Raw genomic sequence first — 23,175 nt, 5'->3', positions numbered from 1 at the left:
TTACTTATGCTATAATAGTTTGTGAATAAGTTAAGAGTAAATTATAATTTTAGCGGGGAAAATTTATTATGGTGATTATAAAATCTATAGCAGAAATAGCAAACATAAAAGAAAGTGTCATTACCATAGGGAACTTTGATGGCATACACAAAGGACATCAAGTTCTTATAAAAAAAGCAGTTGAATATGCAAAAAAAGAAAATATACAGAGTATTGTATTTACATTTGCAAATCATCCTGTAAACTACTTTAGACCAAACTCAACAAAAAATATTATAAGTAATGAGGACAAAATAAATTTATTAGAAGAATTGGGAATAGATATAGTTGTAATTATACCATTTGATGAGTATATGACTAAAATACCTGCAAATGATTTTGTAGAGGAGATACTAGTAAAAAAATTAAAGGCTAAAAAAATAGTGATTGGATATGACTTTACGTTTGCCAGAGCTAAAGAAGGGAATGTCAATCTATTAAAAAGCTTAGAAGATGAATTTGGTTTTGAGGTGGAAGTAATAAAACCAATCAAAATAAATGATGTAAGAGTGAGTAGTACTTATATTAGAAGTTTAGTATCCCAAGGTGATATGACTAATGTTAAAGAGTATTTAGGCCGTAATTACAAGTTAGAAGGGTGTGTTATACATTCTAAACACCTTGGAAGAACTATGGGATTCCCAACAGCAAATATTGACCTTAAGAATAATATGCTCGTTCCAAAGAGAGGTATCTATGCTTCTATTGTACATATTGGAGATGAGGTTTATTTTGGTGCTACAAATGTAGGTTATAACCCGACAGTTAATGGAAAATCTTTGTCTATTGAAACAAACATTTTAGAATTTGACAGAGATATTTATGGTAAAAATATAATTGTTGAATTTTTGGAAAGAATAAGGGATGAGAGAAAATTTAATTCAATAAATGACTTAAAAAATCAATTGTCTAATGACACAAACTATGTATATGAAAACTATGTTTGCAAAAACAAGTAATGTATGATAAAATGATTAAGGAAAATAACCATTACTCAGCTTTTGAATACTCCAATCAATGCTTAGTAATAGGCGTTTCTAAAAAAATACGGAGGTAATCTAAATGATAAACAAAACAGAAATAATCAAAGAATATGGAAGAGTTGAAGGAGATACTGGTTCTCCAGAAGTACAAATAGCTTTATTAACAGCTAGAATAAATGATCTAAATGGACATTTAAAAACTCATAAGAAAGACCACCATTCAAGAAGAGGACTATTAAAAATGGTTGGTAGAAGAAGAAACTTATTAGCTTACTTAAAAGAAAAAGATCTTGAAGGATATAGAGCATTAATAGCTAAATTAGGATTAAGAAAGTAATTTCATTCTTTATAAAAAAGCAGGTATAGTGTATACCTGCTTTTTTATAGTTAATTTATTATAGAGTAAAATAGTTAATAATAAAAGTAATTTATACATTATAAAAAATTATAAAATGAATAATATTGGGTAAGAATATAAGGTAATATATAAATACATAATCAATTAAAAAGGAAAGACAAGATAAATATAGAAATTTTATACTATAATATTTAGTTAGAATAAGGAGGAAATTATTTTGAAAATAAAGTTAGTATGTGATAGTTTGTGCGATATTCCAGATGAAATATCAGAGAAAGATTGTATAGAAATAGTTCCACTTACAGTTATTTTTAATGATAGAGAATATATAGAAGGAGTGGATATAGATAAAGAAGAGTTTTACAAGAAAGTAAAAGAAATAAAACAAATACCTAAGACTTCACAAGCTACATATATGGAGTTTAAAGAAGTATTTGATAAGTTTATAGAAGAGGGATACCATATAATCTGTTTAACAGGCGCATCAAATGCTTCAGGAACTTTTCAAAGTGCCGTAATAGCTAAAAATGATATGAATGAAAAAGAAAAAATACATATATTTGATACTCGAAACTTATCACTTGGTAGTGGGCAATATGTTATAAAGGCCTGTGAACTTGTTGAAGAAGGTTTGGGGTTTGAAGAAATAATAAATGAGTTAGAAAACATTCGTAGCAGTATAAGATTACTTTTTGCTCCATATACCCTTGATTTCTTAAAACAAAGTGGAAGGGTTCCAGTAGCAACTGCTTTAATAGGAAATATGTTGAATATAAAACCTATATTTTTCTTTGATAATGGGGAAGCTAAGTTGGTAAACAAGGTTAGAGGAGTAAAAAATATAGCAAGTAAACTAGTAGATATAATTTTAGAAATGAATGAAGGGTCTTTAGAAGGGAAAATAGTAACAATAGGTTGTGGAGATAATCTACATGATTATGAAATATTAAAAGAAGAAGTAAATAAAAGAATAAAAGCAAGAAGAGTCTTGTTTACTAGAGGTGGAGTTTCTATTTGCTCTCATACAGGGCCGGATATATTAGCTATAAGTTGTTCTAATTAGCAGAAATATAAGCTTCTTGCATATATAGGCAAAGATAATTTTTATATTGTTAATTTATAGTATTTTTGATAATATAGTAAATAGAGTGATATACGTGTTTTTAATAAGAGGAGGACAAGCATTAATGTTTGAACATAAAATATTTAAAATGGATTTCGCAGGGAGAGAACTTTCTGTAGAAATAGGAAAAATTTGTGAAATGACTAACGGTAGCTGTATAGTTAGATACAGCGACAGTATGGTAATGGTAAATACAACTAAGTCAGCTAAGCCTAGAGACGGAATAGACTTTTTCCCTTTAAGTGTAGATTATGAAGAAAAATTATACTCTGTAGGTAAAATACCTGGAGGTTTTTTAAAGAGAGAAGGTAAGCCTTCAGAAAAAGCGATACTTACATCAAGATTGATAGATAGACCAATAAGACCATTATTTCCAAAAGGATTTAGAAATGATGTTCAGGTAGTTGCAACAGTTTTATCAGTAGATCAAGACTGCACACCAGATATAGTAGCAATGATAGGTTCATCTATAGCACTTTCTATATCAGATATACCATTTAATGGCCCAACAGGTTCAGTATGTGTTGGTCTTGTAGATGGTGCATTCGTTGTAAATCCAAATGCAGAGCAAAGAGAGAAAAGTTCAATGCATCTAGTTGTTTCAGGTACAAAAGAAGCAATAATGATGGTTGAAGCTGGAGCAGATGAAGTTCCAGATGATATAATGCTAGATGCTATTTTATTTGCTCATCAAGAAATAAAAAAAGTGGTTGAATTTATAGATGGTATAGTTGCAGAAGTTGGAAAAGAAAAAATTGTTGTTGAATTATACCATGCAGGGGAAGAAATAACTCAATTGGTTCGTGAATTTGCAACTGCTAAGATGAAAGATGCAGTTCAAACTTTTGAAAAATTAGAAAGAATGGAAAAGATGGATAGAGTTAAAGAAGAAACTCTAGCTCATTTTGAAGAAACTATTGAAAATTTTGAAGAACTTATTGGTGATATAGAGGAAGTATTACAAGATATAATAAAGGAAGAAGTAAGAAAACTTATAGTGCATGAAAATGTAAGACCAGATAATAGAAAATTAGAAGAAATCAGACCTATATGGTGTGAAACTGGTATGATACCTAGAGCTCATGGTTCAGCTATATTTACTAGAGGACAAACTCAAGTACTTAATGTAGCTACTTTAGGTGCTTTAGGAGATGTTCAAAAGTTAGATGGATTAGATGAAGAAGAAAACAAAAGATATATGCATCACTATAATTTCCCAGCATATAGTGTTGGAGAAGCTAGACCATCAAGAGGTCCAGGTAGAAGAGAAATAGGACATGGTGCTTTAGCTGAGAGAGCTTTATTACCAGTGATACCATCTCAAGAAGACTTCCCTTATGCTATTAGATTAGTTTCTGAAGTATTGAGTTCAAATGGTTCTACATCTCAAGCGAGTGTATGTGGTTCAACATTATCTCTGCTTGATGCAGGTGTACCTATAAGAGACATGGTTGCAGGTATAGCAATGGGACTTATAAAGCATGATGGCAAGGTAGCAGTGCTTTCAGATATACAAGGTATGGAAGACCACTTAGGAGACATGGACTTTAAAGTGGCTGGGACAGAACATGGTATAACTGCAATACAAATGGATATAAAAATAGATGGTATAGATAAAGAAGTTCTACAACGTGCCTTAAAACAAGCTAAGGAAGGTAGAATCCATATACTAGGAGAAATGAGAAAAACTATATCTCAACCAAAACCAGAGCTTTCACCATATGCACCTAAGATTGTTAAAATGCAAATAAATCCTGACAAAATAAAAGATGTAATAGGACCTGGTGGAAAGATAATAACTAAGATAATAGATGAAACTGGAGTTAAGATAGATATTGAACAAACTGGAGAAGTATTCATATCAGGTATTGAAATTGATATGATTAATAGAGCTCAAGAACTTATAAATAATATAGTTATTGAACCAGAAGTAGGAAAAACTTACAAAGGTAAAGTAAGTAGAATAATGAATTTTGGAGCATTTATTGAAATACTTCCAGGAAAAGAAGGATTACTTCATATATCTCATATAGCTCATGAAAGAGTCGCTAAGGTTGAAGATGTATTAAATATAGGAGATGAAGTTGAAGTTAAAGTTACAGAAATAGATGAAAAAGGAAGAGTTAACTTATCTAGAAAAGTTCTTTTACCAAAACCAGAGCATAAAAATAAATAATATATTAAATAATTAAAGGCAAAATCTTAGGGTTTTGCTTTTTTTATTGTATAAATATACTTAGTACAAATATTTGAGAAGTTTAAGTGCTAAATAATTAAGTATCATTGCGAATATATAATCTCTTATTATAATATTTTATTGCTAATGTGATAATGACTATTAAACATCATGTTAATATTGATTTTATTGACAATATATGGTAAATTACTAATAGTGTTAGCAATTAAGGAGGTGATAATGTGGACTATATGGAATTAGCACTTGAACTTGGAAAGGTTAAGACGTTGATGGTAAAAATACCACATAAAGATAAAATTGCAGATATACAAAGTGGTGAAAAATTTGTATTGGGTTATTTATCTAAAAACAATAAAAAAGTAAACCCAAAAGAAATAAGTAGTACTATGAATGTTAGTACTGCTAGAATGTCTGCTATTCTTAATCAGTTAGAATCAAAGGAAATGATTGAGCGCTGTGTTGACCCACAAAATGGTAGACAGACACTAGTTCAATTAATGCCTAAGGGAATACAACAGCAGAAAATAAATGAAAAAGAATTTTTAGAGTATACAGTTGAATTTTTAAAAGCACTAGGTCCAGAAGATGCTATTGCTTATATACGTATTCAAAAAAAGATTATAAAGTTTTTTGAAGATAAAAAATAAAGATATTTCTTAAGCGTTGCTAATAAAAACAGAAAGAAGGTAAAGACATGAATTTAAATAAGCAATCTAGAAATATGATTTTTGCTGTACTATTGATTGGATCTATAGTTGGCTCATTACTTCAGACATCTCTTACTACTGCATTGCCAGTTATGATGGGGGATTTAAATATATCAGCCACAACAGCTCAATGGCTTACTAGTGCATATACACTTGCTATGGGAATTATGGTTCCTGCCACTGCATTTTTGATTAGGAGATTTCCAACAAAACCACTTTTCATTAGTGCTATGAGTCTTTTTGCGGTAGGATTGTTGCTTTCTGCTAGTGCATCTTCATTTACACCTCTTTTGTTTGGACGTATATTGCAAGCAATGGGTAATGGAGTGTTGCTATCTATGACACAAGTAATAATTTTAACAATTTATCCTGCAGAGCAAATGGGTTCCATAATGGGTATATACGGCTTGGCTGCTGGGGCTGCTCCAATATTTGCGCCAACTCTAGCAGGAATTGTCATTGATATTTTTAATTGGCAAGCTATTTTTTGGTTTTCTTTAGTTATAAGTATTATTGATATTATTATAGCATCTAGAGTGTTACAAAATGTAATAGAGACAAAAAAACAATCATTTGATACGTTTTCTATGATTTTATGTGCAGTAGGATTTAGTGGTCTTTTGATTGGACTTGGGAATATTGGAACAACTGAGTTTTTCAGTATAAATATTGCTTTACCATTATTTGTAGGTATAGTATCAATTATAGCATTTTCTTTGCGTCAGATTCACTCAAAAGAGCCATTCCTAGAACTTCGTATTCTTAAGAATAAAAGTTATAGACTTGCTGTAATTATAAGTATGCTTCTATATGTTGTAATGATGGCAGGTTCCACTTTAATTCCAATATATATCCAGACAGTAAGAGGATTTTCAGCAACTAAGTGTGGTCTCATTATGATGCCAGGTTCTCTTGTAATGGCACTTATAAGTCCTTTTGCAGGTAGATTTTATGATAGGTTTGGAATACGAAAGCTAGTTGTATGTGGAAGTATATTCTTGGCAATAAGTTGTCTTGGTGTATCTTTTGTAGGAAAAGATACTTCAGTATTGTATATCTCTGCTTTTTATATTATACGTCTGATAGCTATTGGATTAATTATGATGCCTATTGTTACTTGGGGAATGAGTGTGCTTGGGGAAAAAAATATTGCTCATGGAACAGCATTACTTACTTCACTGCGTACAATAGCTGGTGCTATTGGCTCAGCAGTTTTTGTTGCAGTAATGACAACTGCTACAGTAACATCACGAGGTATGACAAATACTACAGCAAATGTATTTGGAATAGATGTTGCATTTATTTGTATTTCAATTGTTGCAGTAGTTCAGCTTTTAGTGGCTCTCTTTTTTATAGAAAGAAAAAGTTTAAAGAAATCAACAAATTAAAGATTATTTATAGATTTCAAAAGTACAATTACATAAACATATTCTAGTTATTATAATATATTTTCAAGTATGAAATTAAACTTTTGAACATGAAATAAAAAGCCTCTGTTACTCTTTCTAACAGAGGCTTTTTATATAAAATGTATTACATACTATTGTATTAAAAGTAACAGTAGAAAGTACTGTAGGAAATTCTAAAATGATAGGAAAAGTAAAGAGCTAATTAAAAAGCTGTTTAATAATATAGGTTTATTTAAGAGATTTTTAATAGAATTTTTTATTGATATACAGAGAAAGGTTTATGTTATATTTAGTGCATAAATAGAGCTTTCCTTTAATAGTATTAAATAAGAAACAATTTGTACATAATTAGGGGGAGTTTTAATGATAATGATGGTACTTAATAAGAGTAAGCTCAAAAAAATTATAATACTAATTTTAGTGATATTATTAGGATTATCAGGAGGGGTAATGGTATTAAAATTGTTTAACAATAAGCCCGTTTTTAACTTGTTTAATGGAGTAGATTTACCATATGAGAGAGGTACAAAAGATAAAAGTGGATACGTTGCATTAACATGCAACGTAGACCTTGGATGGGAAACAGAGTACATAGAATCTATTTTGGAAACTCTTAAAAAAGAGAATGTAAAGATTACTTTTAATGTAACTGGGAAGTGGGCAGAAAAAAATAAAGACGAATTATTGAAGATAAAGAAACAAGGGCATGAAATAGGCAATCATGGATACAAACATTTAGATTATTCGACACTATCATATGAGGATAACTATGAACAAATAGAAACCTCTAAAAAGATAATTGAAGAAATTATAAATGAGAAGACTAAGTTTTTTCAAGCTCCAGCAGGTTCTTTTGGAGCAGAAACAGTAAAGGCTGCTAAAGAATTAGGATATACTTCAATTAAATGGGATGCTGACACTATAGACTGGAAATATAAAGATCAACCAGAAGTAATTATAGATAGAATGAAGAAAAAAGATATTAAAGATAGTAGTATAATCTTAATGCACCCAACTGATGCAACGACAAAATGTATAGATGATATTATAGCAATTGTAAGAGAAAAAGGATTAAAACCAGGTAAACTTAGTGATGTATTTAAGTAGACAAAGTATAAATATTTGATTAAGATTGTATAAGTTGTAGTTGAATTAATTAAAAGACTGACTTATAATGTAATACATATAAAAATAAATAGAATTAGAACATAGTGTTTTCAATAATCCAATGTAACATAAAGAATAAATTTTTAGGAGAATGTAATGTATAAGACAAAAATACTGGAAAATGGGCTTACAATAATTGGAGAAGAAATACCATATCTAAAGTCAATAACGTTAGGTATTTGGATAAATGCAGGGTCTAGAATAGAAGAAGAAGAGGTAAGTGGAACTTCTCATTTTATAGAACATATGATGTTTAAAGGAACCAAAAATAGAACCTCAAAAGAGATTGCTAGCACAATTGACAATTTAGGTGGGCAAATCAATGCATTTACAAGTAAAGAATGTACATGTTATTATGTAAAATTAATAGATGAGCATATAGATACAGGAATAGATGTATTAAGTGATATGATACTAAATTCTAGATTTGATAAAAATGATATAGATAAGGAAAGACTTATAATATTGGAGGAACTTAAGATGTATGAAGATTCTCCAGACGATTTATCTTATGATTTATTAGTCGAAAATATATATGCTAATGATGGTTTAGGGATGAATATAATTGGGACAAAAGATTCTCTATACAATATAACTAAGGAGTCTATGTTAGAGTACTTAAACAAATATTATATTCCAAATAATGCTGTTATTTCTATAGTTGGAAACTTTGATTTTGATGATATGGTAGATAAACTTAAATCTAAATTTGGAAACTGGAAAAAGAGAAACTTAAGTATAGACATAACTGAGGCCAAGTTTAATCCTTGTTTTATATCAAAAAACAAAGATACTGAACAGGTAAACTTAGCTATGTGTCTAAAAGGTATTCCATTTGAAAATGATGATGAAGTTTATTCAATGGCGGTGGTAAACAATATTTTTGGTGGAAGTATAAGCTCAAGACTTTTTCAGAAGATAAGGGAGGAAAAAGGTTTAGTATATTCAATATACTCGTCACAAACACTATACAGAAAATGTGGTGAATTAGGTATATTCGCAAGTATGAGTACAGAAAATTTGCAAGATGTTTATAATTTAATAAAAGAAGAAATTGAAAATATAAGAAAAAATTATCTTACAGAAAAAGAAATATTTGAAAGTAAGGAACAACTAAAAGGTAATTATATATTGGATTTAGAAAGTACTAGCAGTAGAATGATGTCTACTGGTAAATCTATGTTGTTGAGTAAAAAAGTAAAAACTACAGATGAAATACTTGAATGTATAAATAATGTTGATATTAATTCAGTAAAAAAAGTTGTTGATAAGGTATTCAATATAGAAAATATTGGTACATGTATAGTTGGAAGAGATGTAGAAGATATTCTGCATTTGGATTAATATTTTAAAAAGTGAATCTCTGGAGGTATAAAATATGAATTTATCTGAAATAGCAGGTAAGGAAATAGTTAACTTAGTCACAGGAGAAAGATTAGGAGTTATTGGAGAGTGTGACCTTATACTAGATGAAACTACAGGCGGGATATTGGCGCTTTTAATTCCAAAAGAAAAAGGCTTTTTTGCCAGAAGAAAAGATAAGTCATTTTTAGAAGTTCCATGGAGAAATGTAAAAAAAATAGGCAATGATATGATAATTATAGAATATGAGGGATATATTTAGGAGGAAAAAATGAGTATTTTAGTGCAAAAGTTTGGTGGGACATCAGTAGAATCATATGAAAAAATGAATGAAGTATGTAAGATAGTAAAAGCATACAGAGATAATGATGAAGAGTTACAATTAGTATTAGTAGTTTCAGCAATGGGTAGAAAGGGCGCTCCATATGCAACAGATACACTTATAAATCTGTGTAATTCAGTAAATGATGAACCAAATAAAAGAGAACTTGATTTAATAATGTCTTGTGGTGAAATAATATCAGGGACAATTCTTGCTAATTTATTAAATGCAAAAGGTATAGAATCTGTTTTCTTTACTGGTCAACAAGCAGGTATAATTACAAGTGATGAGTATTCTAATGCTAAAATAAAATATATAAACCCTAAAAAGGTAAAAAGAGCATTAGATGATGGCAAAGTTGTTGTTATAGCTGGATTTCAAGGTGTAACAGATGATGGTGAAGTAACTACTCTTGGAAGAGGTGGAAGTGATACATCAGCAGTTGCTATTGGTAAATCTTTGGAATGTGAGACAGTTGAAATTTACACTGATGTAGATGGTATAATGACTGCAGACCCTAGAGTAGAACCAAATGCTAAAGTATTGAGTTTTATAGATTATGAAGAAGTATTTCAAATGGCAGATAAAGGAGCTAAGGTAATACATCCAAGAGCAGTACAGTTAGCTAAAAGTGGAAATATAACTCTAGCAATAAAAAATACAATGAATCCAACTTTTGAAGGTACAAAAATAGGTTCTTTATGTAAGCATTTAGAACAAAATATAGAATATGAACAAGAAAAAGACCTTAAAGTTGCTGTTGCAAATAAAGATAGTGTTGCTCAAGTTAAGATTAAATCAGCAGAAGAAGTGTTTACAGAAGTATTAAATGAAATAGAAAAGAAACTTATAAATATAGATATGATAAATTTCTTTATATCAGAAAAAGCCTTTGTTATTGAAGATGCTGATATAAAAGAATTAAAAGAAATACTAGATAAATTTGAATTAGATTATGAAGTAAATAGAGATTGTGCTAAAGTAACATTGATATGTTCAAGAATAGCTGATGAAATGTCTGGTATCATGTCAAAAGTAGTTAGAGGTTTATCAAAAGCAGGAGTATCTCTTTTACAAACATCAGATTCAAATATGACTATATCTTGTTTAGTTAGTGAAGAAGATATGCATACAGCAGTACATGCAATACACCAACAATTTTATGTAAAATAAGAATCGTAATGCAATTACTTTTATTCAAAATTTAATAATTTTTCGTATATCTTAATATATTTGATTTATTTGGTAAAACTAAGTTAAATATATTTTGATAGGAGTTTTTTTATGAAAGATTATAAAGATGATAATGAAACATTTGATAAAGATAATTGTAGAAGAGATTCTAGCTGTGAGGAAAGAGAATGTATAAAACAATTTGGCACTAGTGAGATGCCTCCTCAGCCTCCTAAAGATACCCAATGTATAACTATAATTGGAGAAATTGAAGGTCATTTTATAGGAAATCCTCAGAAAAAAGCTACAAAGTATGAACATATAATTCCAATGCTTTATTCAATTGAGGAAAGTAATGATGTTAAAGGAGTACTAGTTGTTTTAAATACTGTTGGAGGAGATATTGAGGCAGGTCTAGCTATTGCAGAACTTTTAAATAGTACATCCAAAAAAGTAGTTACTCTTGTATTAGGGGGAAGTCATAGTATAGGTGTTCCTCTTGCTACTGCAGGTGATTACTCATTTATAGCTCCAACTGCAACAATGATTATACATCCTGTAAGAACAACTGGACTTGTAATAGGTATAAATGAAACTTTCGAGTATTTTAAAAAGATGCAAGAGAGAATAATTCAATTTATCATAAGAACATCTAATATCGAAAGAGATATACTTGATAAACTTATGCATGAGAAAGATGAGCTTATAAGTGATGTTGGTAGTGTTTTAATAGGAAAAGAAGCTGTAGATTACGGGCTTATAGATGAAGTTGGTGGATTAAAAGATGCTATTAAAAAATTAAAAGACCTTATAAAAGAATCAGAGGAAGAAAAAAATAATGATTAAAATTTGTTTAAATAATAAAATTTATGATATAATGATGTAATAAAGTAGGAGTGTTAGTGTTAAGGCATTAGCACTTTTTGCTATGAAGGGGTAAAACTTGCTAAAAATAAGGAGTGATATTAATGGCCACGAAAAAGAAGAAAAAAAAGAAGGTAAATACCTTAAGCTTTAATGCAGAATATCATAATTTGATAACAATATTTATAGGTGTATTTTTATTATATAGTTTAAATTCTAATTCTATGGGATGGATACCTGTGATAATGCAAAATCTCTTTAAAGGATTATTTGGAGGACTTTCCATAGCAATACCATTTATAGTAATTATAACAGGACTTCTAGGGTTTTTTGATGGAAATGAATATATATATAGATTGAGAAAGACTAAATTATACTACATAATTATTTTATTTATTTTTGTATTTTATGGATTGTTAAATGCAGGAACTCTTCCTGTAGATAGCCCACTAAAAGGTAATATGTTTGATGATGTTATGAAATTGGGTGTAAGTGGACAAGGTAGTGGCTTAATAGCAACAACCATTGCGTATTATATGAGTAAAATATTTGGTATAGCAGGTGGATGGCTAATAAGTATATTTGCTCTTATACTTTCTATAATGTTTATATTTAATATTTCTATAAAAGGTTTGGTATCAAATGCAAAGTCAAAATCTAAAGCATCAAAAGACAGTAATTTAACTTTTAAAGATAAAATTTCAAATATGAAAAAATCTGCAATAGATATGATAACTGATGAAGTGGACGATACTACTGTAAATAAGAAGCCTGGATTTTTTAAAGGGTTAATGTCAAAAGGTCGTGACAATGAAGAAGATGAATATTTAGAAGAAGAAAATGGTGATGGTGTAGACGATAAGACTATTAAAATAGTTGGTTTTAACAAGGCAGAAGATGAATATTTAGAAATATTAGAAGGAACTCAAAGTATGCCAGAACTAGATGTTTTAAAAGAGTTACAGAAAGCTACAAATGAAAATTCAGTTGTAGAGACTAAACCAGAAAAGAAAGTTGATATAAGCAAATCTAATTTAGATGTAGAAAAAACTCAACCAATAAGCATTGTATCAGAGTCAAATAATGAAGACTATTCAAATTATAAAAAACCTAGTGTTGAACTTTTAAATAAAGTAAATAAAAAATCTGATGAAAATGGCAAAAAGAAGGTTTTAAAAAATGCCTCTCTTTTAGAAAAGACACTTTCAGATTTTGGAGTAGAAGCAAAGATTAATCAAGTTACAGTTGGTCCAACTATAACAAGATATGAGATACAGCCAAGTCCAGGGGTTAAAGTAAGTAAAATTGTAAACTTAACTGATGATATAGCTTTAAGTTTAGCAGCTAAAAGTATAAGAATTGAAGCGCCAATTCCTGGGAAAAGTGCAATTGGAATAGAAGTTCCAAATGAGGAAGCTCAAATGGTTGGAGTAAGAGAAGTTCTAGAAAGTGAAGAGTTTAATAATTTTGATTCTCCTCTTGCAATGGGGCTTGGGAAAGATGTAGCAGGCAAAATTATAATTGGAGATATAGGTAAGATGCCACATTTACTTATAGCTGGTTCTACAGGTTCAGGAAAGAGTGTCTGTGTAAACACTTTGATAAGTAGTATATTATATAAGGCAAACCCTGATGAAGTAAAATTACTTTTAATAGACCCAAAAGTGGTTGAACTTGCAAATTATAATGGAATACCACATCTTCTGATACCTGTAGTTACAGACCCTAAAAAAGCTGCTAATGCCTTAAACTGGGCAGTGACAGAGATGAATAGAAGATATAAACTATTTGCAGATGCTCAAGTAAAAGATGTAACAAGTTATAATGAAAAATCAGAGGAAAAATTACCTAAAATAGTAATAATAATAGATGAGTTAGCAGATTTAATGATGGCAAGCGCAAATGATGTAGAGGATTATATTTGTAGATTAGCTCAGATGGCCAGAGCTGCTGGAATGCACCTGATTGTAGCTACACAAAGACCATCCGTTGATGTCATAACAGGTGTTATAAAAGCTAATATACCGTCTAGAATAGCATTTGCAGTGTCATCTCAAACTGATTCAAGAACAATACTTGATATGGGTGGGGCAGAGAAACTTTTAGGTAAAGGTGATATGCTATTTTATCCACTTGGAGCGGCAAAACCAGTTAGACTTCAAGGTGCATTTATATCAGAAAGTGAGTCAGAAAGAGTAATTGATTTTGTAAAAGACCAGGTTAAGGATGGAATAAAGTATGAGGAAGATATAATTGAAACTATATCTAAAGTTAATACATCAAAATCTAGCGATGAGGATGAATTTTTAAGTGAGGCAATAGAATTTGTTGTAGAAAGTGGTCAAGCATCTGCTTCTATGTTGCAAAGAAGATTTAAAATAGGATTTAATAGAGCGGCTAGACTTATTGACTCTATGGAAGAAAGAGGTATAATTGGAGCTAGCGAGGGAAGCAAGCCAAGAAAGGTACTAATAAGCAAACAAGATTTGCAGAATTTAGAAGGTGAATAGAATTGTCGGTTATAGAAATAGAAAAGGCACTTAAGCTAGAAAAAGTAGTTTTTGTAGATGTAAGAACAGAAGGGGAATATGAAGAAGACCATATATTAAATGCTTTTAATATGCCCCTTTTTAAAAACAATGAGCATAATGAAGTTGGAACTATTTATAAGATGCAGGGAAAGCATGAAGCAATACAAAAGGGATTTGATTATGTATCGTATAAGCTAAAGGATATATATTTACAAGCAGCAGAGCTTACAGCAAATTATGATAATATTGTCATATATTGTGCAAGAGGCGGAATGAGAAGTGGAAGTATAGTAAATGTATTGTCATCATTAGGTGTAAATGTTTATCAACTTGAAGGTGGATATAAGGCTTATAGAAACTTTGTATTGGATTACTTAAGAAATATAATGAATACAAAGAACTTTATATCTGTGCATGGATTAACTGGCTCAGGAAAGACTGATTTATTGCATTTATTGAAGAAAAAAGAAATAGATGTATTAGATTTAGAAGGAATAGCTAAAAATAGTGGTTCAACTTTTGGTTTTATAACATTTGATGAGAAGCCACCATCTCAAAAGAACTTTGAAACTAAATTATTTGAAAGTATATTTTTCTCAAAAAAGGATTATATATTTGTTGAAAGTGAAAGTAAGCGAGTTGGAAGTGTCACAGTTCCTAATGAAATCTTCGATGCAATGATACGAGATGGGTATCATATACTACTGGAATGTGATATTGATAATAGAGTCAATAGACTTTGTAGAGATTATATTTATGGTAAAGATGAAGATAATATATTGGTTTTAAAAGAGTGTATAAATAAATTCAGAAAAAGATTGGGTCATAAAGCAGTAGATGAATATATTGATTTATTAGAATTAGGCAAATATGAAGAACTTGTAAAAAAATATCTTATAGAATATTACGACCCACTTTATATGCATTCAGTGGAAAAATATAAGTATAATAAAATTGTAAATTTTGATGACACACAAAAAGCCCTAGAATATGTTATAGGCTTATATGAGAGCATATTGGAAGGAGAGAAAAAATGTTAAAGATAGCATTAGAATCATTAGGATGCTCAAAAAATTTGGTGGATGCAGAAATAATGATGGGAATTTTAAATAAAAAAGGTTATAAATTGATAGGAGATTTTGAAGAAGCTGATGTAATTATAGTAAATACTTGTGGGTTTATAGAGTCAGCTAAGCAAGAATCAATTGATACTATAATAGAATTTGCAGAATTAAAACAGACTGGGAATCTAAAGCTGTTGATAGTAACAGGATGTTTAGCTCAAAGATACTCTGAGGAATTAAAAACTGAAATTCCAGAAATAGATGCAATAGTTGGTACAGGAAGCTACCAAAATATAGATGATATACTTAAAGATTTGAGTGAGAAACATCAAATTGTAAGTCTTGATGATATAGAGTTTGTATTTAATGAGGACTTACCAAGATATCTATCTACGCCTAGCTATATGGCATACTTAAAAATTGGAGAAGGATGTTCCAATAATTGTACTTATTGTATAATACCTAAGCTTAGAGGTAAATATAGAAGTAGAAGATTTGAAGATATAATTAAAGAAGCAAATAAATTGGCTGAATCTGGAGTAAAAGAACTTGTAGTTATAGCTCAAGATACTACAAAGTATGGTTTTGATTTATATGGTAAAGAGAGATTACCAGAACTTTTAGAAGAACTTGCAAAGATAAATGGGCTTAAATGGATAAGAGTCATGTACTCATATCCAGAATCAATAACAGAAGAATTGATTAAAGTTATAAAAGAACATGATAATATATGTAGCTATTTTGATATGCCAATACAACATGCAAGTAACAGTATTTTAAAGTTAATGAATAGAAAAACTAGTAAAGAGGATATATTAAATAAAATTAAACTTATAAGAAAGAATATACCAGATGCTATACTTAGAACTACAATAATAGTAGGTTTTCCTGGTGAAACAGAAGAAGATTTTAAACAGCTTGTAAATTTTGTCAAAGAAGTCAAATTTGATAGGTTAGGTGCATTTGCATATTCAAGAGAAGAAGATACACCAGCAGATAAATTACCAAATCATATAGATGAAGAAGTAAAAATACAAAGAAGAGATACTTTAATGATGATTCAACAAAAAATATCTGAAGAACTTAATGATAAAAAAATAGGAAAAACATATGAAGTACTAATAGAAGAGCAAATAGAAGATAATGTATATACAGGAAGAACACAGGGCGATGCAGAAGAAATTGATAGTATAGTATATGTAAAAAGTGTAGATAATCTTGAAGTAGGAGAATTCGTAAGTGTTCAAATAAATGATGCAATGGAATACGATTTAATGGGAGATGTTGTATATGAACTTGCCTAACAAATTAACTTTGTTTAGAATATTTTTAATTCCAGTATTTGTTTTAATAATGTTATTTAATGTACCAAACAAGTTTTTATTAGCTTGTATTATTTTTATAGTAGCTTCAATTACTGATGCACTAGATGGAAAAATAGCTAGAAAGTATAACTTAGTCACTGATTTTGGGAAGTTTATGGACCCATTAGCAGACAAATTATTAGTAATCTCAGCACTTACATGTATGATAGAAGATGGTCTAGTAAGTAGTTGGATGGTAATTATAATAGTAGCTAGAGAACTTACAGTTAGTATATTGAGGGCTATAGCAGCTGCTGATGGAAAAGTAATAGCAGCTGGTGGCAGTGGAAAACTTAAAACTATAACTCAAATGGTATCAGTAGTGATTTTATTGTTAGGAGCTCAGTTTGAAAATGAATTAATACTAAATATAGGTGGGATTCTTATACTTATAGCAACACTGCTTACTTTATATTCTGGATGGGAATACCTATATAAAAATAAAGAACTTTTCATGTCCTCAAAATAGAATATTATCATTTAAAAAACATAAATTGATTGATTAATAAATAAAAAATAGCAACTTAAAACTTTAAAAATGTAAAAAAGGGTATACTATTATAGTATACCTCTTTTCTTTTTCGGTAATATTTTCTTTTGTGTATATAATTATTGATAATGGTTTATAAATAAAATGTAGCAAATAAAAATATAATCATTAGGAGCGTTTTTAAATTGACTAGGTTTGATTTATGTTATATAATTAATATATAACAAGAGAACAAATGTTTGTAGATAAATGAAGGGATGGTATAGAGATGAGTGTAGATCAAGAAAAATTAAAAGCGTTGAATGAAGCTTTAGGTAAAATTGAAAAAGATTTTGGTAAAGGTTCAGTAATGAAATTGGGAGAAGCAACGTCTATGTCTATAGATGTTATATCAACAGGAGCAATCGGTTTAGATATAGCTATTGGTATAGGAGGTCTACCTAGAGGGAGAATAGTTGAAATATATGGTCCAGAATCTTCTGGTAAGACGACTGTTGCACTTAGTTGTGTAGCATCAGCTCAAAAAAATGGAGGAATAGCTGCATTTATAGATGCTGAACATGCACTTGACCCAGTATATGCAAAAGCATTAGGTGTGGATGTTGATAATCTAATCATATCTCAACCAGATACAGGAGAACAAGCCTTAGAAATAGCAGAGGCATTAATAAGAAGTGGTGCAATTGATATAATAGTAATAGATTCAGTTGCAGCATTGGTTCCAAAAGCAGAAATAGACGGAGATATGGGTGATTCTCATGTAGGTTTACAAGCTAGACTTATGTCTCAAGCACTTAGAAAATTAACTGGTTCGATTAAAAAATCAAATTGTGTTGCTATATTTATAAACCAATTAAGAGAGAAAGTAGGAATAATGTTTGGAAATCCAGAAACGACTACTGGAGGACGTGCATTAAAGTTCTACTCATCAGTTAGATTGGATGTTAGAAAAATAGACACAATAAAACAAGGTGACAAGGTTATAGGAAGCAGAACAAGAGTTAAGGTTGTTAAAAACAAAGTAGCACCACCATTTAAACAATCTGAATTTGATATAATGTATGGAGAAGGTATATCAAAAATTGGAGATCTTTTAGATATAGCTGCTGACATAGATATAGTTAAAAAATCAGGTTCATGGTATAGTTACAATGATACTAAACTTGGACAAGGAAGAGAAAATGTAAAAAAATTCCTAGAGGATAATATGGATTTAACTAATGAAATAGATGAAAAAGTTAGAACATTTTACAATTTAAATGAGGTTAGTGAAGAAGCCGGTACTTTGGTATCAGAAGACGTTGTTGAAAAATAAGTGAAAATATAAAAAAATAACTATTAAATAAGGACATACCACGCTCCCTATTAGCTTGACACAATGTTGAAAAAATTATAAAATTAAGTGAGGATAAAATATCTAAATTTAATTTTAATTATTAGGAATATTTTTTAATCATAGTGATGACATTTTGGGATTATTAACGAAGGAGGTGGATGTCATAGATAGTGTAGTAATGATTGTAATAGGTGCAGCTGTTGGTATTATAGCTGGATATTTTGTTAGAAAAAATATATCTGAAGCAAAACTTGGACAAGCTGAAAACTTGGCCAAAGAAATAATAGATAAAGCACACCACGACTCAGAAACAGTACAGAAAGAAAAGTTATTAGAAGCTAAAGAAGAGATCCATAAGTGGAGAACAGAAGCTGAAAGAGAAAACAAAGAAAGAAGAACAGAAGTACAAAAGTATGAAAAAAGAGTAGTACAAAAAGAAGAAGTCTTAGATAGAAAATTACAAAATTTAGAATCTAAAGAAGTAAATCTAAGTGAAAAATTAAAGACAGTTGAAAAGAAAGAAGAAGAAGTCGAAGTAATAAAAACTCAACAATTGGAAAAATTAGAAAGCATATCAGGAATTACATCTGATAAGGCTAAAGAAATTATTTTAACAAATGCTGAGAGAGATGTAAGACGTGAAATGTCTATAATGATAAAAGAGATAGAAGGTCAAGCTAAAGAAGAAGCTGATAAGAAATCAAGAGAAATTATAGGATATGCAATTCAAAAATGTGCAGCAGATCACGTAGCTGAAACTACTGTTACAGTAGTAAGCTTACCTAATGATGAAATGAAGGGTAGAATAATAGGTAGAGAAGGTAGAAATATAAGGACTCTAGAAACTTTAACAGGGATAGACCTTATAATAGATGACACTCCAGAAGCAGTAATTTTATCAGGATTTGATCCAATAAGAAGAGAAATTGCAAGAATTGCTCTAGAGAAATTAATAGCAGATGGAAGAATACATCCAGCTAGAATTGAAGAAATGGTTGAAAAAGCGAGAAAAGAAGTTGACAATATTATAAAAGAATATGGTGAACAAGCTGCATTTGAAACTAGTGTACATGGAATTCATCCAGAATTAATAAGATTATTAGGTAGACTTAATTATAGAACTAGTTATGGACAAAATGTTCTTAAACATTCTATAGAAGTTGCTCATATAGCTGGTATAATGGCTGCTGAGATAGGTGCAGACATTAGATTAGCTAAGAGAGCTGGTTTATTACATGATATAGGTAAGGCTGTAGACCATGAAATGGAAGGTACACATGTTGAAATAGGTATGGATTTACTTAGACGTTATAAGGAATCTAAAGAAGTTATACATGCTATGAGTACACATCATGGAGATTATGAGCCTCAGACCGTAGAAGCTGTATTAGTTACAGCAGCAGATGCGATATCAGCTGCTAGACCTGGTGCTAGAAGAGAGACTTTGGAAGCTTATATTAAGAGACTTGAAAAATTAGAAGAAATAGCTAATTCATACGAAGGTGTAGAAAAATCATTTGCTATACAAGCTGGTAGAGAGATTAGAATAATGGTAAAACCAGAAGCCATAAATGATGAAGAAATACACTTATTAGCGAGAGATATGACTAAGAAAATAGAGGATGAGCTTGAATATCCTGGACAAATAAAAGTAAGTATAATAAGAGAAACAAGAGCTATAGAATATGCAAAATAAAATATAAATATCTAAATGATAACAAAAATATTTTTAAAAATTTAAATTTGCCACAGGATAGAATGATTTATCCTGTGGTTTTTTAATTTTTAGGGCTTAAAATGATACAATTTGAAATAAGTATAAAGGGGATAAAGATTAATTAATTATAAAGAATTAATAAAATTAATCCTTATATACACATTGTTTGTATAATTATTTAAGTTTGTTTGATATAATGAAGTGATAAAATAATCTATTATATGACAAATTATAGTTAGGCAGAATTGACTATAGGAATGTCATATCAAAAAACTTTTAATCAACGTTATTGTGAACGATAAATAATATATTTGAAAAAAATATAAATCTTTTTAGACTTTTAATTTTGATGATGTGCTTTATATGATGTATTTGTATATTTCTGTTGTTTTATAAAAAGTAACAGATGAATATAAAAATTTAAAGTTTTAAAGAGTTTACTACTTGAAATAATTATATTTAAAGAAGGTGAAAATACAATGAAGCCAAAGTGAGGGTTAAAGAGGGGACATACTATGAAAAAAAATACACTTTTACATACAAATGTTATTGTTTGCACTATTATTACTCTTGGTTTTGTAGCTACTTCTGTAATTGGATACCAATCTAATACTAATATTTTTAAAAATGATATTGAGCATGTATCCACATTGGCTGCTGAAGGTATCTATTATCAGATAGATAAACTCCTTTCAGAACCTATAAATGTATCTCTTACCATGGCAAATGATAGTTTATTAAAAAACTTTTTAGATGGTGAGAAAGAACATATAAATGATGAGGAATTTACTTATAAATTACAAGATTACTTGAATGCATACAAGAATAAATACTCATATGATTCTGTTTTTCTAGTATCCGCTAAAACAAATAACTATTATCATTTTAATGGGCTTGATAGAAATCTTAGTGTTAATAATTCAGAGAATCAATGGTATTATAATTTCTTAAAGAATAATGATGAATATTCATTAAATGTTGATAATGATGAAGCAAGCAATAATAGTATTACAGTATTTGTAAACTGTAAGATAAAAGATGATAATGGATCAACTATGGGAATTATAGGAGTTGGATTAAAGGTTAATTCATTACAAATGTTGCTTAAAGAATATGATGATAAATTTGATGTTGTAGCACATTTAATTGATGATAAAGGATTTGTACAATTAACATCAGAAAAAACTGGTTATGAGCATATAAATTTCTTTGAAAATTCTAGTAGTGATTTATATGATTCAAAGGAGTTAATATTAAATAATAAAAAAGAGCAGAGGAGTTTTTGGCATTCATCTGAAAAATCAAAAAGTTATGTTGTATGTCAGTATATATCTAGTTTAAAATGGCATCTTGTTTTAGAGACTGATTTGACTGTAATGAGTAAGCAACTTCAGATACAATTTTTAAAAGGAATTGCAGTTATAATTTTGATTATAATATTTGTACTTTTTACAATTACACGTGTACTTAAGAAGTATAAAAGTCAAATAATGAAGCTTAGTGTTTCTCAGAAATTAGAATATCAAAAGTTGTTAAGTCAATCTACTGAAGAACTTTATGAAAATATTTTTGAGATTGATGTTACTAATAATAGAGCTGGTTGTGAAGATTCAAATAGATATTTTCATGAGTTTGGCTTAGGGCTTAATACACCATATGATGAAGCACTATATACAATTGCTAAAGAACAAATCAAAGGAGAGTATGCACAGGGTTATTTAGAGACGTTCTTACCAGAAAATGTTCTTAAGTGTTATAATAGCGGAATTAATAATATAAGCTATGATTTTTTAATTAAGAAAGATGGGGAAAATTATCACTGGATTAGAATTAATGCACGAATTTTCTTTTGGACATCAGATGAATCTGTTCGTATGATATCTTATCGTAAAAATATAGATGAGGAAAAAAATAGAGAATTATTACTACTTGAACGCTCACAACTTGATTCTCTTACTGGCCTTTACAATAAGGGTGTAACAGAGGAATTTATTAGTTCATTTCTAGAAAACAAGAACAATCAAGATTCAGAACATGTTTTTCTAATATTTGATATTGATGATTTTAAAAATGTAAATGATAAATATGGTCATGCATTTGGAGATTTTATTATAAATGAATTTGCATTAGAATTGAAATCTCAATTTCGAGAGGATGATATTATAGGACGTATTGGTGGAGATGAGTTTGTAGTATTGATAAAAAACTTTAATAGCAATAACTATGTACTTATAGATAAATTAGAGCGTTTTTGTTCTAAAATTAATCAGAAGAAATTTGCTGAGCAAGAGGAGTTTTCTATTACATGTAGTATTGGTGTAGCAATGTATCCTGAACATGGTTGCGTATATTCTGAGTTATATGAAAAAGCAGACCAAGCACTTTATTATGCAAAAAGCCATGGGAAAAATTCTTATCATGTATTTTCGGATGATTCTATGGATAGTATGTCATTTCACATAAACCCTAGAGATATAAAAGTATTATTGGAAATGGCTACTGATGGTATTGTCAAATTTGCTTGTATGGAAAAGTTGAAATTACTTTATTTTAATCAAAAAATGCTTGAATTCACTGGATATTCTGCACACGTTGTTTCATCTGCAAACTTTGATGTTCTTTCACCAGTATTACAAGATGACTTACAAATAGTACTTAATACATTAGGAGAAGCAATTTCTAAGAGAGAGACTTTTGAAGTGGTTTTCCGTTTGTGTCATACAGATGGTCATATTTTCCCTGTAAGAATGCAAGGTACATTTGTAAACGAGTTATATCAAAATCGTTATCCTGTTTTTTATGCGATTTATACAGATATATCAAGTCTTAGTCTCATATCAGAAAATAAAAATTAAATATCACAGCAAAATATAAAATTTAATATAATAGTATCAATATACAAAGATTATAAATAAAACCTGCTAAAAATCAATCTATTTTTATTAGCAGGTTTTTAAATTTTTTAATAC

Annotated in this window: 18 protein-coding genes; all 18 read left to right on the top strand. The window is 29.4% G+C overall.

Features of this window, described 5'->3' with window-relative positions:
• Positions 1 to 68 precede the first annotated feature (68 nt).
• The 18 genes from KGF52_RS09155 to KGF52_RS09070 all read left to right on the top strand — a co-directional run bounded on the left by KGF52_RS09155 (position 69) and on the right by KGF52_RS09070 (position 23,061).
• The gene (locus tag KGF52_RS09155; protein WP_227839919.1) at positions 69 to 998 is read left to right on the top strand and encodes a bifunctional riboflavin kinase/FAD synthetase; all 930 of its coding nucleotides are present in this window, start codon (positions 69 to 71) and stop codon (positions 996 to 998) included.
• A gap of 103 nt (positions 999 to 1,101) precedes the next feature.
• On the top strand, positions 1,102 to 1,359 hold the full coding sequence (rpsO, locus tag KGF52_RS09150) for a 30S ribosomal protein S15 (protein ID WP_227434225.1): 258 nt from the start codon (positions 1,102 to 1,104) through the stop codon (positions 1,357 to 1,359).
• A 238-nt stretch (positions 1,360 to 1,597) separates the two neighbouring features.
• Positions 1,598 to 2,443, top strand: coding sequence for a DegV family protein (locus KGF52_RS09145; RefSeq protein WP_227827198.1), 846 nt, complete (start codon positions 1,598 to 1,600; stop codon positions 2,441 to 2,443).
• Between the two features lie 124 nt (positions 2,444 to 2,567).
• On the top strand, positions 2,568 to 4,679 hold the full coding sequence (gene pnp, locus KGF52_RS09140; protein WP_227827199.1) for a polyribonucleotide nucleotidyltransferase: 2,112 nt from the start codon (positions 2,568 to 2,570) through the stop codon (positions 4,677 to 4,679).
• A 251-nt stretch (positions 4,680 to 4,930) separates the two neighbouring features.
• Complete coding sequence (locus KGF52_RS09135) at positions 4,931 to 5,347, top strand: MarR family transcriptional regulator (RefSeq protein WP_227827475.1); 417 nt, start codon at positions 4,931 to 4,933, stop codon at positions 5,345 to 5,347.
• A gap of 47 nt (positions 5,348 to 5,394) precedes the next feature.
• Positions 5,395 to 6,795 (top strand): MDR family MFS transporter, encoded by a 1,401-nt coding sequence (locus KGF52_RS09130; RefSeq protein WP_227839918.1) that lies wholly within the window; start codon positions 5,395 to 5,397, stop codon positions 6,793 to 6,795.
• Between the two features lie 384 nt (positions 6,796 to 7,179).
• Positions 7,180 to 7,923 carry a polysaccharide deacetylase family protein gene (locus KGF52_RS09125; protein WP_227827201.1) on the top strand — a complete coding sequence of 248 codons (744 nt, stop codon included), beginning with the start codon at positions 7,180 to 7,182 and terminating at the stop codon, positions 7,921 to 7,923.
• A 156-nt stretch (positions 7,924 to 8,079) separates the two neighbouring features.
• Positions 8,080 to 9,327, top strand: coding sequence for a M16 family metallopeptidase (locus KGF52_RS09120; protein WP_227827202.1), 1,248 nt, complete (start codon positions 8,080 to 8,082; stop codon positions 9,325 to 9,327).
• A 34-nt stretch (positions 9,328 to 9,361) separates the two neighbouring features.
• Positions 9,362 to 9,607, top strand: a complete 246-nt coding sequence (locus tag KGF52_RS09115; protein ID WP_003419503.1) for a YlmC/YmxH family sporulation protein — start codon at positions 9,362 to 9,364, stop codon at positions 9,605 to 9,607.
• A gap of 9 nt (positions 9,608 to 9,616) precedes the next feature.
• A complete protein-coding gene (dapG, locus tag KGF52_RS09110) occupies positions 9,617 to 10,840 on the top strand; it encodes an aspartate kinase (RefSeq protein ID WP_227827203.1) in 1,224 nt (407 codons plus the stop codon).
• A gap of 111 nt (positions 10,841 to 10,951) precedes the next feature.
• A complete protein-coding gene (locus KGF52_RS09105; RefSeq protein ID WP_227827204.1) occupies positions 10,952 to 11,686 on the top strand; it encodes a ClpP family protease in 735 nt (244 codons plus the stop codon).
• Between the two features lie 122 nt (positions 11,687 to 11,808).
• Positions 11,809 to 14,214 (top strand): FtsK/SpoIIIE family DNA translocase, encoded by a 2,406-nt coding sequence (locus tag KGF52_RS09100; protein ID WP_227839911.1) that lies wholly within the window; start codon positions 11,809 to 11,811, stop codon positions 14,212 to 14,214.
• Between the two features lie 2 nt (positions 14,215 to 14,216).
• Positions 14,217 to 15,275, top strand: a complete 1,059-nt coding sequence (mnmH, locus tag KGF52_RS09095) for a tRNA 2-selenouridine(34) synthase MnmH (RefSeq protein WP_227839909.1) — start codon at positions 14,217 to 14,219, stop codon at positions 15,273 to 15,275.
• Positions 15,269 to 16,603, top strand: coding sequence for a 30S ribosomal protein S12 methylthiotransferase RimO (rimO, locus tag KGF52_RS09090; protein ID WP_227839907.1), 1,335 nt, complete (start codon positions 15,269 to 15,271; stop codon positions 16,601 to 16,603). Before mnmH ends, rimO begins: the two co-directional genes overlap by 7 nt.
• Positions 16,590 to 17,132: a CDP-diacylglycerol--glycerol-3-phosphate 3-phosphatidyltransferase gene (gene pgsA, locus KGF52_RS09085; RefSeq protein WP_227827208.1), complete on the top strand. Its 543-nt coding sequence runs from the start codon at positions 16,590 to 16,592 to the stop codon at positions 17,130 to 17,132. The genes rimO and pgsA overlap by 14 nt, the downstream gene beginning before the upstream one ends.
• A 289-nt stretch (positions 17,133 to 17,421) precedes the next feature.
• Complete coding sequence (recA, locus tag KGF52_RS09080; protein WP_227827209.1) at positions 17,422 to 18,468, top strand: recombinase RecA; 1,047 nt, start codon at positions 17,422 to 17,424, stop codon at positions 18,466 to 18,468.
• Between the two features lie 175 nt (positions 18,469 to 18,643).
• The gene (gene rny, locus KGF52_RS09075) at positions 18,644 to 20,185 is read left to right on the top strand and encodes a ribonuclease Y (protein WP_227827476.1); all 1,542 of its coding nucleotides are present in this window, start codon (positions 18,644 to 18,646) and stop codon (positions 20,183 to 20,185) included.
• 536 nt (positions 20,186 to 20,721) lie between these two features.
• Positions 20,722 to 23,061: a diguanylate cyclase gene (locus KGF52_RS09070; protein ID WP_227839906.1), complete on the top strand. Its 2,340-nt coding sequence runs from the start codon at positions 20,722 to 20,724 to the stop codon at positions 23,059 to 23,061.
• Positions 23,062 to 23,175: the final 114 nt, after the last annotated feature.

Source organism: Clostridioides sp. ZZV15-6597, from assembly GCF_020657815.1.
In the GTDB taxonomy this organism is placed as follows: domain Bacteria; phylum Bacillota; class Clostridia; order Peptostreptococcales; family Peptostreptococcaceae; genus Clostridioides.
This window is presented reverse-complemented; position numbering and strand designations above follow the sequence as displayed.

Coding starts and splice junctions, on each gene's coding strand:
- KGF52_RS09155 (WP_227839919.1), top strand. CDS start 69: ATGGTGATTATAAAATCTATAGCAGAAATAGCAAACATAAAAGAAAGT.
- rpsO (WP_227434225.1), top strand. CDS start 1,102: ATGATAAACAAAACAGAAATAATCAAAGAATATGGAAGAGTTGAAGGA.
- pnp (WP_227827199.1), top strand. CDS start 2,568: ATGTTTGAACATAAAATATTTAAAATGGATTTCGCAGGGAGAGAACTT.
- KGF52_RS09135 (WP_227827475.1), top strand. CDS start 4,931: ATGGAATTAGCACTTGAACTTGGAAAGGTTAAGACGTTGATGGTAAAA.
- KGF52_RS09130 (WP_227839918.1), top strand. CDS start 5,395: ATGAATTTAAATAAGCAATCTAGAAATATGATTTTTGCTGTACTATTG.
- KGF52_RS09125 (WP_227827201.1), top strand. CDS start 7,180: ATGATAATGATGGTACTTAATAAGAGTAAGCTCAAAAAAATTATAATA.
- KGF52_RS09120 (WP_227827202.1), top strand. CDS start 8,080: ATGTATAAGACAAAAATACTGGAAAATGGGCTTACAATAATTGGAGAA.
- KGF52_RS09115 (WP_003419503.1), top strand. CDS start 9,362: ATGAATTTATCTGAAATAGCAGGTAAGGAAATAGTTAACTTAGTCACA.
- dapG (WP_227827203.1), top strand. CDS start 9,617: ATGAGTATTTTAGTGCAAAAGTTTGGTGGGACATCAGTAGAATCATAT.
- KGF52_RS09105 (WP_227827204.1), top strand. CDS start 10,952: ATGAAAGATTATAAAGATGATAATGAAACATTTGATAAAGATAATTGT.
- KGF52_RS09100 (WP_227839911.1), top strand. CDS start 11,809: ATGGCCACGAAAAAGAAGAAAAAAAAGAAGGTAAATACCTTAAGCTTT.
- rimO (WP_227839907.1), top strand. CDS start 15,269: ATGTTAAAGATAGCATTAGAATCATTAGGATGCTCAAAAAATTTGGTG.
- pgsA (WP_227827208.1), top strand. CDS start 16,590: ATGAACTTGCCTAACAAATTAACTTTGTTTAGAATATTTTTAATTCCA.
- recA (WP_227827209.1), top strand. CDS start 17,422: ATGAGTGTAGATCAAGAAAAATTAAAAGCGTTGAATGAAGCTTTAGGT.
- KGF52_RS09070 (WP_227839906.1), top strand. CDS start 20,722: ATGAAAAAAAATACACTTTTACATACAAATGTTATTGTTTGCACTATT.